Origin of the sequence: Ruminococcus sp. RTP21198st1_G1_RTP21198_201120, from assembly GCF_040924265.1 — a bacterium.
Lineage (GTDB): Bacteria > Bacillota > Clostridia > Oscillospirales > Ruminococcaceae > Hominimerdicola > Hominimerdicola aceti.
In genome coordinates this window covers 105276-120774 of the sequence record NZ_JBCOMH010000002.1, presented here as the reverse complement: position 1 = coordinate 120774, position 15499 = coordinate 105276, and the positions used below count along the sequence as shown (strand labels likewise).

General features: G+C 43.6%; 17 protein-coding genes. 16 read left to right on the top strand and 1 reads right to left on the bottom strand.

Annotated elements, in window-relative coordinates; all coding sequences use genetic code 11:
• Positions 1 to 113 precede the first annotated feature (113 nt).
• The 7 genes from AB5627_RS01980 (at position 114) to thrC (ending at position 5836) form a co-directional block, all read left to right on the top strand.
• Positions 114 to 974 carry a DUF6291 domain-containing protein gene (locus AB5627_RS01980; protein ID WP_368369641.1) on the top strand — a complete coding sequence of 287 codons (861 nt, stop codon included), beginning with the start codon at positions 114 to 116 and terminating at the stop codon, positions 972 to 974.
• Between the two features lie 118 nt (positions 975 to 1092).
• Positions 1093 to 1728 (top strand): signal peptidase I, encoded by a 636-nt coding sequence (gene lepB, locus AB5627_RS01975; protein WP_117856351.1) that lies wholly within the window; start codon positions 1093 to 1095, stop codon positions 1726 to 1728.
• Positions 1725 to 2294 (top strand): signal peptidase I, encoded by a 570-nt coding sequence (lepB, locus tag AB5627_RS01970; protein ID WP_368369640.1) that lies wholly within the window; start codon positions 1725 to 1727, stop codon positions 2292 to 2294. The genes lepB (AB5627_RS01975) and lepB (AB5627_RS01970) overlap by 4 nt, the downstream gene beginning before the upstream one ends.
• 20 nt (positions 2295 to 2314) lie before the next feature.
• A complete protein-coding gene (gene ylqF / locus AB5627_RS01965; protein WP_022286696.1) occupies positions 2315 to 3211 on the top strand; it encodes a ribosome biogenesis GTPase YlqF in 897 nt (298 codons plus the stop codon).
• 1 nt (position 3212) lies between these two features.
• Positions 3213 to 3827 carry a ribonuclease HII gene (locus AB5627_RS01960; RefSeq protein ID WP_368369639.1) on the top strand — a complete coding sequence of 205 codons (615 nt, stop codon included), beginning with the start codon at positions 3213 to 3215 and terminating at the stop codon, positions 3825 to 3827.
• The gene (locus AB5627_RS01955) at positions 3805 to 4197 is read left to right on the top strand and encodes a YraN family protein (RefSeq protein ID WP_242988907.1); all 393 of its coding nucleotides are present in this window, start codon (positions 3805 to 3807) and stop codon (positions 4195 to 4197) included. The genes AB5627_RS01960 and AB5627_RS01955 overlap by 23 nt, the downstream gene beginning before the upstream one ends.
• A gap of 148 nt (positions 4198 to 4345) precedes the next feature.
• Complete coding sequence (gene thrC, locus AB5627_RS01950) at positions 4346 to 5836, top strand: threonine synthase (protein WP_022286699.1); 1491 nt, start codon at positions 4346 to 4348, stop codon at positions 5834 to 5836.
• A gap of 72 nt (positions 5837 to 5908) precedes the next feature.
• Here the strand turns inward: thrC and AB5627_RS01945 are convergent, their stop codons facing one another.
• The gene (locus AB5627_RS01945; RefSeq protein ID WP_022286700.1) at positions 5909 to 6073 is read right to left on the bottom strand and encodes a DUF1540 domain-containing protein; all 165 of its coding nucleotides are present in this window, start codon (positions 6071 to 6073) and stop codon (positions 5909 to 5911) included.
• Between the two features lie 96 nt (positions 6074 to 6169).
• Between AB5627_RS01945 and AB5627_RS01940 the strand changes: the two genes are divergently transcribed.
• The 9 genes from AB5627_RS01940 to AB5627_RS01900 all read left to right on the top strand — a co-directional run bounded on the left by AB5627_RS01940 (position 6170) and on the right by AB5627_RS01900 (position 15395).
• Positions 6170 to 6880 (top strand): metallophosphoesterase, encoded by a 711-nt coding sequence (locus AB5627_RS01940; protein WP_117927413.1) that lies wholly within the window; start codon positions 6170 to 6172, stop codon positions 6878 to 6880.
• 72 nt (positions 6881 to 6952) lie between these two features.
• A complete protein-coding gene (gene tig / locus AB5627_RS01935) occupies positions 6953 to 8233 on the top strand; it encodes a trigger factor (protein ID WP_118156749.1) in 1281 nt (426 codons plus the stop codon).
• A 63-nt stretch (positions 8234 to 8296) separates the two neighbouring features.
• Positions 8297 to 8887, top strand: coding sequence for an ATP-dependent Clp endopeptidase proteolytic subunit ClpP (clpP, locus tag AB5627_RS01930; RefSeq protein ID WP_022286703.1), 591 nt, complete (start codon positions 8297 to 8299; stop codon positions 8885 to 8887).
• A gap of 14 nt (positions 8888 to 8901) precedes the next feature.
• Positions 8902 to 10164, top strand: coding sequence for an ATP-dependent Clp protease ATP-binding subunit ClpX (gene clpX / locus AB5627_RS01925; RefSeq protein WP_195246555.1), 1263 nt, complete (start codon positions 8902 to 8904; stop codon positions 10162 to 10164).
• A 424-nt stretch (positions 10165 to 10588) separates the two neighbouring features.
• Positions 10589 to 10879 (top strand): hypothetical protein, encoded by a 291-nt coding sequence (locus AB5627_RS01920; protein WP_022286705.1) that lies wholly within the window; start codon positions 10589 to 10591, stop codon positions 10877 to 10879.
• A 23-nt stretch (positions 10880 to 10902) separates the two neighbouring features.
• Entirely contained in the window at positions 10903 to 12165 is a 1263-nt protein-coding gene (locus AB5627_RS01915) for a replication-associated recombination protein A (protein WP_022286706.1), read from the top strand.
• A 213-nt stretch (positions 12166 to 12378) separates the two neighbouring features.
• A complete protein-coding gene (gene glyA, locus AB5627_RS01910) occupies positions 12379 to 13626 on the top strand; it encodes a serine hydroxymethyltransferase (protein WP_022286707.1) in 1248 nt (415 codons plus the stop codon).
• Between the two features lie 156 nt (positions 13627 to 13782).
• Complete coding sequence (gene metA, locus AB5627_RS01905; protein WP_046439810.1) at positions 13783 to 14718, top strand: homoserine O-succinyltransferase; 936 nt, start codon at positions 13783 to 13785, stop codon at positions 14716 to 14718.
• Positions 14715 to 15395, top strand: coding sequence for a YoaK family protein (locus AB5627_RS01900; RefSeq protein WP_022286709.1), 681 nt, complete (start codon positions 14715 to 14717; stop codon positions 15393 to 15395). The genes metA and AB5627_RS01900 overlap by 4 nt, the downstream gene beginning before the upstream one ends.
• The last annotated feature ends 104 nt before the right edge of the window (positions 15396 to 15499 follow it).

Genomic DNA, 15499 nt, shown 5'->3' with positions numbered 1-15499 from the left:
TAATTTGGCAACATTTCTGCAATTGTTGCATTTTTTATGCAACAAAACGCCCTTTTTTCTGGATAAGTAGAGGGGGATAATTTCCTCTGCTTCACAGAGAAAGGACGATAAAAATGGCAAAGAATTTTCACACAGACAACAAAGCGTTCATGCTTTACAAAGACTGGGAGGACATTTTTCAGGCGCTTGACAGCAGCGAAGAGATAGGCGAGCTTGTCATGGCGCTGTTTGCTTATGCAAAGAGGGGAGAAACACCAAAGCTGTCAGGCGGAACAAAGATAGCGTTTCTTATGATGAGGGCTGCTATCGAGCGTGACGGCATTGCATGGGAAGAGGTGTGTGCTCAAAGGAGCGAGTGCGGTAAAAAGGGCGGCAGACCTAAAAAGTATGATGAGTCAGGGAATACTGATGAAAAAGCTGAGCAGACAGCTGCATCAGCAGATAATGCAGAAGAAAAACCTCAGGGTATAAATGATACCGCAGAAAAACCAAAAGCTTTTTCACAAACCGAAAGGTTTTCAGAAAAAGCAAAAAAAGCTGATAAAGATATAGATATAGATAAAGACAAAGATACAGATATAGATATAGACAAAGATACAGATAAAGATACAGATAAAGACAAAGATAAAGATAAAGCTATAGATAAAGAGAAAAAGAAAGACGCAGGGACAGCGAAGTCTGTCGTCAGGTCTTTCGGCACACACAAAAATATAATGCTCACATCAGAGCAGTATAACGAGCTTGAAAGCAGGTGTCGGTCTGTCGGTCTGTCTTTAGAGAGCTATATATCTAAATTATCTCAATGGCTGTTTACCAAGGACAGGCACTGCACAGACCCATACCGCATAATCTCAGGCTGGCTTGACAATGATTCAAAGAGAAAGACTGCGGCAAAGCCCAAAGAAAAACAAGGCTGCGATCTGTCGTGGTATGATGACTTTGCCATGAATTTTGATCTGTCAAAGTTTTTTTAGGCAATATCAAAAAGAAATTTATCTCACCCCCTTGTAATTTGTTTTGAAATTTGATATAATAAATCTATATGAGTATTTGACGGCTTTTGCCGCCTTTGGATAAAGGATCGAGGCTTTTATGGACGATAATAAAAAATTCGGCGACGTTTCTCAGGAGGATATTGATAAGGCTAAAAAAGCCGCCCCTGACGACCTAAAGGAAAAACAGCCCGTGAATGTTATGGACGAGGTCTTTGAATGGGCTGAATCTTTCGTGTTCGCTATGTTTGTGGTGATCCTGATATTTACTTTTTTCTTCAGGATAGTTCTTGTTCAGGGTCCTTCTATGCGTGAGACCTTGCAGGATCAGGACAGACTTATAATCACTCACATAAATTATACACCGCAAAAGGGCGATATCGTTGTTATCAACAGCGAAAAGCTTGGCAAAACTATCATCAAGCGTGTTATCGGCACCGGTGGAGATAAGGTGGTCGTTGATTATAATAACAACACCGTTACAGTAAACGGTAAGGTCATTTCAAATGACAATATCAGGGAAGCTATGTATAACACTAACCTCTTTGATGAGAAATATGAAGTGGAAGAAAATGTTTTTGAGTATGATGTGCCTGAGGGCAAGCTGTTCGTCATGGGTGATAACAGAAATAATTCCACAGACAGCAGAAGGATAGGCTTTATCGACCCGTCTGACGTGCTTGGTAAGGCAGTTTTAAGGCTTTATCCATTTGACAGCTTTGGTAAGGTAAGTTGAAAAAGCAGGGTAAAAGAGCTGTTGATAATCTGTTCGACTTTCTTGAGATCATAGTCATGGCAATGTTCGTGGTCGTGCTTGTTTTTACTTTTGTGTTTAGAACAGTGAATGTACAAGGACAGTCAATGCAGGACACTCTTTTTGAAAATGATTCTCTTGTTATATCAAAACTGCTTTATACGCCAAAGCAGGGTGATATAGTTGTGGTCAACTCGTCTGTTCTTGACAATAGGATAATCAAACGTATCATTGCCTTAGAAGGGCAAAAGGTCGAGATAGACAACAAGTCGGCTATAGTCAAGGTCAACGGAGCAGTGCTTGATGAGAGCTATATTAAGTGCGACGGCAGCTTTGATGACGAGTATTTTGATGAAAGATACTATAATAAAGAAAGTGAAGTTTATGAATATGAAGTGCCTGCAGGATGTTGCTTTGTAATGGGCGATAACCGAAATCATTCCACAGACAGCCGTGTAATAGGATATGTGCCTTATGACGAGATAGTCGGCAGAGTGCTGTTTCGATTTGCGGCAGGCAATGATGAGGGCGTTGGTAAGGTAGATTGAGTTAGAGTAAGGAGGAAGATATGAGCGAAGTATCTCACGTTCAGTGGTTTCCTGGACATATGGCAAAAACGCGCCGCATAATGGCGTCAAATCTAAAGCTTGTGGACGCAGTGGTGGAAATAACTGACGCTCGTATCCCGTTTTCAAGCAGAAACCCTGAAATGAAGCGTATCGTAGGCTCAAAGCCAAGGCTTGTGCTTCTCAACAAGGCTGATTCAGCCGATCCGGAAGTAACGGCAATGTGGCTCGACTATTATGCAAAACAGGGAATCACAGCACTTGCTACAGATTGTAGGAGCGGCAAAAACGTAAGCAAGTTTTATGGAAAGCTCAAAGAGCTTTTAAAGGACGATATTGAGAAATGGAATGCCAAGGGTATGTCTGGCAGACCTATAAGAATAATGATAGTCGGTATACCAAACGTCGGCAAGTCGTCATTTATAAACAGACTTGCAGGGTCAAGGCTTGCAAAAGTTGAGGACAGACCCGGTGTTACAAGAGGCAAACAGTGGGTAAAGCTTGACGAGGGCTTTGAACTTTTGGATATGCCGGGTGTGCTGTGGCCTAAGTTTGAGGATAAGCTTGTTGGCGAAAGGCTCGCATTTACAGGTGCAGTCAAGGACGATATCATGGACATGGAATATCTCGCCTGCCGTCTGCTTGAGTTTTTGAAAGAGAACTATCCTGAGCTTATCGAGAAACGTTATGGCATCAGAACAGATGATATAGAGCCTGCTGACGAGGAAACTATCGGCTGTGTTGTAGGCTTTGAGCTTCTTGAAAGAATAGGCAGAAAGCGTGGCTTTTTAGTTTCCGGCGGAGAGATAAATACCGAAAGGGCAGCCATTACAGTTATGGACGAGTTCAGAAACGGTACTCTCGGCAGACTTACTCTTGAAAAGCCAAAGGGGTATTGATATGACGCTCAGTGAGTTTGACAACGAGATAAGAAAAAATCATAACGTGGTGTGCGGCTGCGATGAAGCTGGCAGAGGTCCTCTTGCAGGAGATGTGTTTGCAGCGGCTGTGATATTTGATAAGGACACAGTTATAGAGGGGATAAACGACAGCAAAAAGCTTACAGCGAAAAAGCGTGAGGAGCTTTTTGATGAGATAATGGAAAAAGCAGTTGACTTTTCTATACAGACCGCAACAGTGGAAGAGATAGAGGATATAAATATACTTAACGCCGCAATGCTTGCAATGAAAAGAGCGGTGGAGGATATGGACACAAAGCCTGACGTTTGCCTTATCGACGGCAACAAGACCCCTGAGGGGCTTGAGTGTCCTGCCATAGCGGTGGTAAAAGGAGATGCCAAAAGTCAGGCAGTGGCGGCGGCTTCAATTCTTGCAAAGGTCGCAAGGGACAGGTATATGGAGCAAATGGCTGAACAATATCCTGAGTATCGGTTTGAGAAGCATAAGGGCTATGGCACAAAGCTCCACTATCAGATGATAGACCAGTATGGACCATGCGGGATACATAGAATGAGTTTTCTCAAAAAGTATTATGCAAAGAAAAATGGGCATTGACCATACCCAGCGCCGAAAGGCGGGCAATATCGGGGAGGACGCAGTTTGCGGCTTTCTTGTAAGACACGGGTATGAGATAATAAAGAGGAATTTTACCGTCAGAGGCGGTGAAATAGATATAATCGCAGAGAAAGCGGATATCATAGCTTTCGTGGAGGTCAAAACTAGGGAGCATGGCTCTCTTACCTCCGCTGAAGAGGCTGTCGATCCGGTCAAGCAGCGGCATATCGTTCAGACAGCACAGGCTTTTTGTAAGGGGATTTTAGAGCCTGTGTGCTGTCGGTTCGATGTTGCGGCGGTGGAGCTGGAGAACGGCAGAGTCAAAAAGCTGAGATATTATGTGAACGCTTTTGATGCAAGTATGAAATAAAGACCATGGGTCGGATATGCCGAATGAACTGTGTCTGTAGGGGCGAACACTGTTCGCCCGTGACGTGGAATGTTAGACGTTATCTGAACAAATGGTCTGTAAATAGCCGACACCTGTCGGACATCTAAAACAAGAAGGGTTGTTGTTTATGTTTTACAAAAGTACAAGAAACAGCGAAGTAAAGGTTTCGTCTGCACAGGCGATAGCACAGGGCATTTCTGAGGACGGCGGTCTTTTCGTTCCGTCTGAGATACCTGCCATAACACTTGATGATATCAAGGCTCTTGGCGAAAAAAGCTACGCTGAGAGAGCATTTTTCGTTTTCTCAAAGTACCTCACAGATTTCACAGAGGCTGAGATACGCTACTGTGTAGAGGGTGCTTACAACACAAAGAATTTCGACACTGACAATATTGCAGAGCTTGCTCACCTTTTTGACGGCACTTATATGCTTGAACTGTGGCATGGTCCAACTTGTGCATTTAAGGATATGGCTCTCCAGATACTTCCATATCTGCTCACAACTTCTATCAAGAAGCTTGGCGTTGACAAGAAGGTAGTTATCCTCGTTGCTACATCAGGCGACACTGGCAAGGCTGCTCTCGAGGGCTTCAAGGACGTTGAGGGTACAGAGATACTCGTGTTCTATCCAGAGGACGGCGTTTCAGCTATGCAGAAAAAGCAGATGACAACTCAGGAGGGCGGCAACGTCGGCGTTTGCGCTATCAAGGGCAACTTTGACGACGCTCAGACAGGTGTTAAGACTATCTTCACAAGCAAGGAAACTGCCGACAAGCTTGCTGAGAACGGCATGATGTTCTCCTCTGCAAACTCTATCAACTGGGGCAGACTTGCACCACAGATAATCTATTATGTATCTACATACGCTCAGCTTGTTGCTGACGGCGAGATAGAGCTTGGCGATAAGATAAATATCGTTGTTCCAACAGGCAACTTCGGTAATATCCTTGCAGGCTACTATGCAAAGCATATGGGTGTTCCTGTTAATAAGCTTATCTGCGCTTCAAACGCAAATAACGTCCTCACAGACTTTATAAAGACAGGTATTTATGACAGAAATCGTCCGTTCCATACAACTATCTCACCTTCTATGGATATCCTTATCTCTTCAAACCTTGAAAGACTTCTCTATCACCTTAGTGGCTCTGACGACGCTCAGATAAGAGAGTGGTTCGGCAGCCTTTCCAAGACTGGCAGATATGAGGTAACAGACGAAGTGAAGAAGGCTATCGCTGACGAGTTCTATGCAGGCTGCTGCGACGATGAGCAGACAAAGGCTTGCATCAAGGAGATCTATGACGAGTATTCCTACACTTGCGACACTCACACAGCCGTTGCAGTGAAGGTGTACAAGGATTATGCGGCTGCTACAGGCGACAAGACAAAGACTGTTATCGCTTCAACAGCAAGCCCATATAAGTTCTCAGGTTCAGTTCTTGCAGCTATCGGTAAGGATACAAACGCTGACGAGTTCGGTCTTGTTGACGAGCTTGCCGAGGTTTCAAAGATACCTGTCCCTGCTTCACTTGCTGCACTTAAGGATAAGGAAGTAAGATTCACAAAGGTAATCGACAAGGCTGATATGAAGGATTACATCTACTCAGCTCTGGGTATTTGATATGTACCCGTCCGACTATTGTCGGGCGGAGGTCAGCGCACAGCGTATGTCCACTGACCATGGCGAGGGGAATTAGCCTCTTGCCTTGAATGTCTTGCACTCTGTTTCGTCACAGCAGTTAGGGTCGGTGCAGGTACAGCCTACATTGATCTTGCCTGCGGTACATTCGCAGTTGTTGCTGTTGTAAACGCAGTTGTCTACGTTGCAGTGGATACCGTAAATTCTATCCTTCTCCATTTGTACATCGCTCCTTCTGCAGCTTTTTGCTGCAAAAGTAGTATGTGCATGAGTGGTCGGGATAATACATGAAGTTTCTGGAATGGAGGAAAAACCGTGAGCCTATTTGCCATTGCCGACTTGCATTTGTCGCTGGGTACAGATAAACCAATGGATATATTCGGTGGCTGGTCTGACTATGTGACAAAGCTTGAAACAAACTGGCAGAACAAAGTTCGTCCCGAGGACACTGTGGTGATACCGGGTGATATCTCGTGGGGAATGAATTTTGAGCAGTCGAAAAAAGACTTCGAGTTCATAAATAAGCTCAACGGCAGAAAAATAATATCCAAGGGCAATCACGATTATTGGTGGAACACCAAGAACAAAATGGATAAATTTTTCGCAGAAAACGGTTTTGATACCATAAATATTCTGCATAATAATCATTACAGCTATGAGGGCTACGGCATATGCGGAACGAGAGGCTGGATAAGCGATAATGGTGAGCCTGCAGATCAGAAGGTTCTGGCAAGGGAAGCAGGCAGACTTGCGCTCTCTATCGAGTCTGCACAAAAGGCAGGCTTAGAGCCTGTGGTGTTTTTGCATTATCCGCCGCTTTTCGGCAATAGCTGCAATTATGATATGCTTGAAGTGCTTCATAAATACGGCATAAAAAAGTGTTTTTACGGACACCTTCACGGAAGAGCCCATGCTTATGCAATAAACGGCACTCGTGACGGAGTGGAATATCGGCTTATAGCTAGTGATTTCTTGCATTTTGACCCATTGGACATAACGAAAATTGTGCAAAGTGACAATTTATAAAAAAATGCTGGAAATGACAATATATTTGTGCTATAATGTATAAGATACATTTATATAATGGAGGAATAATAAATGAGTTTAAAAGCTACAAACAATGTTGAAACCAATAAGTACGAGCTTGAGATCGAGATCTCTGCTGAGGATTTTGAGGCTGCAATAGAGAAAGCTTATCTTAAAGCAAGAAAGAATATCGCTATGCCTGGCTTCCGTAAGGGCAAGGCTCCTAGAAAGCTTATCGAAAAGGAATATGGCGAGCAGGTATTTTTTGAGGACGCTGTAAATCTTCTGTACGCTCCTGTTGTAAACGGCGCAGTTGAAGAGTCAGGTCTGGAACTTGTTACTCGCCCAGAGGTAGAGGTAACTGAGATCAGCAAGGAAAACGGTGTAAAGCTCAAGGCAACTTGCATCACAAAGCCTGAGGTTGAAGTTAAGGACTATAAGGGTATAGAAGTTGAAAAAGTTGTCAATCCTGTAACTGATGAGGATATCAACAAGCAGCTTGACGCTCTCAGAGAGAAGAATGTAACAGTTGAAACTGTTGACGACAGAGCTGCCGAGAACGGTGACGACGTTGTTATAGACTTCGAGGGCTTCAAGGACGATGTTGCTTTCGAGGGTGGTAAGGCAGAAGATTTCACACTGTCACTTGGAAGCGGTCAGTTCATTCCTGGCTTTGAGGATCAGATCGTTGGTCACAACGCCGGTGAGGATTTCGACATCAACGTAACATTCCCTGAGGAGTATCAGGTAAAGGAACTTGCAGGCGCACCTGCTGTATTCAAGATCAAGCTCAAGAGCATATCAAAGAAGGTTATGCCTGAGCTGGACGATGATATGGTAAAGGATTCAACAGAGTTCGATACAGTTGACGAATACAAGGCTGACGTTAAGAAGAAGCTTGAGGAAGCTAACGAGAAGCACGCTGATTCTGAGGTAGAGGCTAAGATATTCGATAAGGTCATCGAGAATATGACAGCTGAGATCCCACAGGTTATGTTTGACAACAGAGTAAACGAGATGATCGGTGAGCTGGAGCAGAGACTTGCACCACAGGGCATCTCACTTGATCTCTATATGCAGTATACAGGTCAGACTATCGACACTGTAAAGAAGGCATATGCTGAGCAGGCTGAGAAGCAGGTCAAGCTCAGACTTGCACTTGAAAAGATCGCAAAGCTTGAGAATATCGAGGTAACTGAGGACGAGCTTAAGGCTGAGTTCGATAAGCTTGCTGAGGCTTACAAGCTTGACGTTGACCAGATCAAGCAGTTTATCCATGATGACGACCTTAAGAAGGATATTGCAGTTGGCAAGGCTGTTGACCTTATCAAGGACGCAGCAGTTATAAAGTAAGATAATTTATGCTTTCGCCCGCATGACCTTATGCGGGCGAAAAAAGATTAAGGAGGCAATTTTATGGCATTGGTACCTTATGTAGTGGAACAGACAAGCAGAGGCGAGAGAAGCTATGACATTTATTCCCGCCTGCTCAATGACAGAATAATCATGCTCTGCGACCAGATAGATGACGCAGTGGCAAGCGTAGTAGTGGCACAGTTGCTTTATCTTGAGGGACAGGATCCTGAAAAGGATATCGACCTTTATATAAACAGCCCTGGAGGAGTTATCACTGCCGGCATGGCTATCTATGATACTATACAGTATATCAAGTGCGACGTGTCAACTATATGCATGGGTATGGCTGCTTCAATGGGTTCATTCCTGCTTTCAAGCGGCACAAAGGGTAAGAGATTTGCTCTGCCAAACAGTGAGATACTCATTCATCAGCCTCTTATCGCAGGCGGCGGAATTTCTGGTCAGTGTACAGATATCAAGATACATTCTGACCACATGGTAAAGACCAGAGAGAAGCTCAACAGGATACTTGCCCAGAACACAGGCAAGCCTATCGAGCAGATCAACATCGACACTGAGCGTGACAATTATATGACAGCTCAGGAGGCTCTTGAATACGGTCTTATCGACAAGGTAATAACTAACAGATAGGTTCGGTGAAATAAATGGCTAATGATACAATAAGAAAATGCTCGTTCTGCGGCAAGCCTGAGGACAAGGTTAGAACACTTTTTTCAGCAGGCACGAGCCACATTTGTGACGAGTGTGTACTTTATTGCTATAATGTTCTGGCTGAGCAGGAGGGACTTCCTACAACGAAGCAGCGTGGCAAGGGTAAAAATGCAGCTGACAGCGGCATAACCCTTAAGAAGCCTGCGGAGATAAAGGCGGTTCTTGATGAGTATGTTATCGGGCAGGAGGAAGCAAAGATAGCGCTTTCTGTTGCGGTATACAATCATTACAAGAGAATTTTGTCACTTAATGACGATGATGACGTAGAGATACAGAAAAGTAACGTTTTGCTTCTTGGACCAACAGGAACAGGAAAGACTTTGCTTGCACAGACTTTGGCAAGGCTTCTGAACGTGCCTTTTGCTATTGCTGACGCTACTACGCTCACAGAGGCAGGCTATGTAGGCGACGATGTTGAAAACGTGCTTACAAGGCTTATTCAGGCGGCAGATTATAATGTTGAAGCGGCTCAGAACGGTATTATTTATATCGACGAGATAGATAAGATATCAAGAAAATCGGAGAACGTTTCTATCACAAGAGATGTAAGCGGTGAGGGCGTACAGCAGGCACTTCTTAAGATAGTAGAGGGCTGTGTGTCCAATGTGCCTCCACAGGGTGGCAGAAAGCACCCTCATCAGGAGTTCATACAGATAGATACGAAGAATATTTTGTTTATCTGTGGCGGAGCTTTTGAGGGACTTGACAGTGTTATCAAGAAGCGTACAGAATCATCATCACTTGGTTTTGGCGGAAAGGTCAAGAGCAAGGAGGACGATAACAACATCATGAAGAGGGTAGTACCACACGATCTTGTTAAGTTCGGTATCGTACCAGAGCTTGTGGGCAGACTTCCTGTTATCACGGTTCTTGACGAGCTTGACGAGGACGCACTTTGCAGGATCTTGACAGAGCCAAAGAACTCGCTTATCAAGCAGTACACGAAGCTTTTCAAGCTTGACAACATCGATTTTGAGATCACAGAGGACGCAAAGCGAGAGATAGCCAAGAGGACTATTGAAGAAAAGACAGGAGCAAGAGGACTTAGAGCGATAGTTGAGAAGATACTCACAAAGCTCATGTTTGAAGCACCATCTGATGATGAGATAGTTGGCATAAAGATAACGGCTGAATGTGTTCGTGGCGAAGCAGAGCCTGAGATAACTCGTGCGGTAAGTTCGGCCAGAAAGAAATAATAGTACAAATCTTTGTACAGATAAATGAGAGGTGGAGTATTCTGCCTCTTTTTTTGTTGCATTTCTGCGTTATCCGCACATTATTTATTTGTTTAACAAACCATGTAGGGGCTGGCGCCCTCGACAGCCCGCTTTTTGGACGTTACATCTTGTGATTTATTACACAAACTTTGAGAAAACACACAAATTGTGGTAAGGACGAGCATTGTTCACCCGTTTCGGTCGCTTGCATAAATTTGTCACAATCAAAAACATTCGACACTTCGATATCGGGACGTCGGGGGCGCCGTCCCCTACATTTTGTTGTTTACGATACGAGGTCATGAAGCTAACGGACGACACTCCCAACTTTGACCGCTTTTTCCCTTGAATTATGCGGAAATATGTGCTATACTAAAGAAAATACACTATAGGGGGTATCCATATGAATGAACTTATCCAACAGTTTATTACTGATGAAGTCACTGCTCTCACTTACTCCGACCTTTGGAACTTCGTCAACTCCAACTCCATTTGCCGTGGTACTTTCGAGGGCAATAATCACATTATCATGAAAATCTCCTCTAATCAATTCATTATTTATCGCATTTGCCTTGGTATGGAAAACACCAAATATCAGGAAGCTGTTCTTGTTGCAAAAACCTACCTGCTTAAAAAGATAAATAGCATGGCTTATCAGCTTCATTTAGAGGATATTCAGAACATTTTAGACTAATTGCTTTTTAAGGAGATCATAAAATGAGTGTGCCTTTGGCTGAACGAATTAGACCCAAAACCCTTGATGATATTGTGGGACAGACCCACCTGTTAGGCGAAAATAAACCTCTCAGGCGTATTATCGAAAGCGGTAAAATACCGAATATGATTTTTTATGGTCCGTCAGGTGTTGGCAAAACTACGGTCGCAAGAATGATAGCAAATAATGCTAATATGACTATGCATAAGCTTAACGGCACAAGTGCTTCTATTGCTGATATCAAGCAGATAGTTGCTGAAACTGAGACACTCAGCGGCATTAATGGTATCTTGCTTTATCTTGACGAGATACAGTATCTTAACAAAAAACAACAGCAATCGCTTCTTGAATACATTGAAAACGGCAAGATAACTCTTATCGCTTCTACCACTGAAAATCCGTATTTTTATGTGTACAATGCTATAATCAGCCGTTCAACTGTGTTTGAGTTCAAGCCGCTTACTTCGGAGGAGATCTTGCCTGCAATAAAGCGTGCTTTTCAGCTTATGGCTGATGAGTTGGGGCTGAAACTGCGTCTTGAAAATGGTGTGTTGGAGCATATCGCAAGGGGCTGTGGTGGTGATGTGAGAAAGTCAATAAATACAGTGGAGCTTTGCATACTTTCGGCAGATAATGACGGTGAAAAGCTCACCGTGAACCTTGATAATGTGAAGCTTCTTACTCAGCGTAGCAATATGCGCTATGACCGTGCAGGCGATGAGCATTATGATATTCTGTCGGCTTTGCAGAAGTCCATAAGAGGTTCTGACGAGAACGCCGCACTTCATTATGCCGCACGGCTTATTGAAGCTGGGGATATCATTTCTCTGTGCAGACGGCTGCTTGTTATCGCAAGCGAGGATATAGGACTTGCGTATCCTATGGCGGCGGTAGTGACGAAATCCTGCGTTGATTCGGCATTGCAGTTGGGACTGCCTGAAGCAAGGATACCATTGGCGGAAGCTGTGGTTCTTCTTGCCACTGCTCCAAAATCCAATTCTGCTGAATCAGCAATAGACGCAGCTTTAGCAGATGTGAGAAATGGTGATTTTGGAGATTATCCACGGCATTTGCAGAATAAACATTTTGACGGCGAGGGCGCAAAAGTGAAAGGACAGCACTATCTTTATCCCCATGACTATCCAAACCATTGGGTAAAACAGCAGTATCTTCCTGATAAGCTTGTGGGGAGGACTTATTATCAGTATGGTGAGAATAAGACGGAGCAAATGGCGAAAGCGTATTGGGAGAAGATAAAGAAGTGAGAAATGGAAAAAACGTAAAGAGTGCAGTGGCTTTGCGGCAGTAAAACCTATTCTCCACAAAAAAAAATTAATCGCCGCAGGCGATACCTTAATTCCTCACTTCTCACTCCTCATTCCTCACTACAAAAAAATTTTCGTTGACATGAAAAGAAAAATACGTTATAATAAAAGAGAACGGAATGTCCGTAAAATTTTATGATGGGAGTAATTTCGATGAAAATAATGGATACTATCGGCTTTGTTGAAAATGTCGATAAAGAAGTCGGCGAAGCAATGGAAGCTGAGCTGGCAAGACAGAGAAGAAATCTTGAGCTTATCGCAAGCGAAAATATCGTTTCACCTGCCGTTATGGCTGCAATGGGTTCTGTGCTTACTAATAAGTATGCTGAGGGATATTCTGGTAAGAGATATTATGGCGGCTGTCAGTGCGTTGACGTTGTGGAGGATATAGCTGTTGAAAGAGCCTGCAAGCTTTTCGGCGCTAAGTATGCTAACGTTCAGCCACATTCCGGCGCTCAGGCTAACACTGCTGTTTATTTTGCTCTTCTTAAGCCAGGCGACACTGTTATGGGTATGAGCCTTGACGCTGGCGGACACCTTACACACGGCTCACCTGTAAACCTTTCAGGTAAGTATTTTAATTTCGTTCCCTACGGCGTAAATGACGAGGGTTATATCGACTACGAGGCTCTTTACAAGCAGGCTAACAAGTGCAGACCTAGACTTATTGTTGCTGGTGCAAGTGCTTATCCAAGAGCTATCGATTTTGAGAAGCTTTCTGAGATAGCAAAGGCTGTTGGTGCATATCTTATGGTAGATATGGCACATATTGCAGGACTTGTTGCCGCAGGCTGTCATCAGTCACCTGTACCATATGCTGACATTGTTACAACAACAACACATAAAACTCTGAGAGGACCAAGAGGAGGACTTATACTCACAAACAACGAGTATATAGCTAAGAAGATAAATTCTGCTATTTTCCCAGGCACACAGGGTGGTCCTCTTATGCACGTTATCGCTGCAAAGGCAGTTTGCTTTGGCGAGGCTCTCAAGCCTGAGTTCAAGGCATACGGTGAGCAGATCGTAAAGAATGCACAGGCTCTTGCAAAGGGACTTCTTGACAGAGGATTCAACCTTGTATCAGGCGGCACAGACAATCATCTTATGCTTGTTGACCTCAGACCATTCCACATCACAGGCAAAGAGTTTGAGAAGAAACTTGACGAGGTTTACATCACTGTAAACAAAAATGCTATCCCTAACGACCCTGAGAAGCCATTTGTAACCAGCGGTGTAAGAGTTGGTACAGCGGCAGTTACCACAAGGGGACTTGTTGAGGAGGACATGGACGTTATTGCAGAGTGTATGTATCTCACAGCAACAGACTTTGACAATAAGGCTGATGAGATCAGAGAAAAGGTAAACGCTATCTGCAAGAAATATCCACTTTACGAATAATTGTACGGATTTATATACTGTTGATACACATAGGGAGCGGCTTAGGTCGCTCCCTTTTTCTCAATAATATATGAATAAATCTCTCTTTTGGTTGATTTTTAACAGAGATCGTGTTATAATAATCTTTTAGAGTATAATTAAAAGGTGGGATATACTTTGCCAATTAAAATACCAAATGACCTTCCTGCGTTCCAAACGTTGGAAAATGAGAATATATTCGTTATTCCCGATGACAGAGCCGCTCATCAGGACATTCGTGCCTTGAAGATCGCTATCGTTAATCTCATGCCTGACAAAATTGCGACAGAAACGCAGCTTCTGCGTCTTTTGAGCAACACACCTCTTCATGTTGACATCGACCTTATTCAGATGAGCAGTCATATGTCAAAAAACACCTCTTTGGAGCATATGCTCGCTTTCTACAAGAACTTTGACGAGGTGTGTGATAACCGTTATGATGGTCTTATAATCACTGGTGCGCCTGTTGAACAAATGGAGTATGAAGACGTTGATTACTGGGACGAGCTTTGCAGAGTTTTTGAATGGTCAAAGACCAATGTTTTCTCAACTATCCACATATGTTGGGGCGCTCAGGCTGGACTTTATTATCATTATGGCGTTCCAAAATATCCTTTGAAAGAGAAGATGTTTGGCAATTTCAAGCACCATATCGACTATCCCGAAAGCATTATTCTTAAAGGCTTTGGAGATGTTTTCCATTGTCCGCACTCACGCCATACTGAGGTGCGTCGTGAAGACATCGAAAAGGTGGACGACCTTATAGTGGTGGCAGTGTCAAACGAGGCGGGTGTGCATCTTGTTTCAGATAAGACGCAAAGACAGTTTTTTCTGTTCGGCCACTGGGAATATGATCGTGAGACCCTTGCAAAAGAGTATTTCAGAGATAAGGAAAAGGGGTTGCCTATACAGATACCATATAGCTATTTTCCTGACGATGATCCGGAAAACAAGCCTATTTTCAATTGGAGCTGTTCGGCTAATCTGCTTTATTCAAACTGGCTCAACTACTGCATTTATCAGAAAACGCCATATGATCTTAACGAACTTGAGCCACTGGGGACTGCACAATGAAGAACGGAAGACATATAGCTGAGTTTTACGGTGTCGGAGTAATGCTCGCAATAGTGGGTGGCTATCTTGACGCTTATACCTACATCAGTCGTGACCACGTTTTTGCAAATGCACAGACAGGTAACATGGTGTTGTTGGCTATCAATATCAAAGAGGGAAGCTGGCTGAAGGTCTTTCTTTATCTCATGCCTATACTGTCCTTTATGCTTGGCGTGCTGATAGTGGAAGCTGTGAAGCTGAAATTCAATGAACACCCGAGGATACATTGGCATAGGATCATAATCGGTGTGGAGCTTGTGGTGCTGACTATTGTGGGATTTATCCCTGCCGGTACGCTTAACACATTGGCGAATATCCTAGTTTCTTTTACCTGTGCAATGCAGGTCGAGGGTTTTAGGAAAATGGACGGAAAGCCTTTCGCTACCACGATGTGTACTGGCAATCTTAGAAGCGGTACGGATAATCTGTTTCAGTATTTGAAAACTAAGGATAAGCAAAAGCTTAGTAATGCAATGCAGTATTATGGTATAATCCTTTGCTTTATAGGTGGAGCGGCAGTGGGTGCATTTGTCACAGAATTGCTTGAAACTAAAGCGGTGTTTGTTGCTTTGACAGGTCTTGTTATCGCACTCTGCATTTTAAGAAGCGACGACGATAAATTAGCAGAAGGTAAGTGACAATCACCGAGCGAAGCCTTGTCAGGGCTTGAGGCATAGATTGAATATGCGTAAGCCAGACAGTAAAATAAGAAAATCAAAAAATAAAGCAAAGCAGTGCTTGA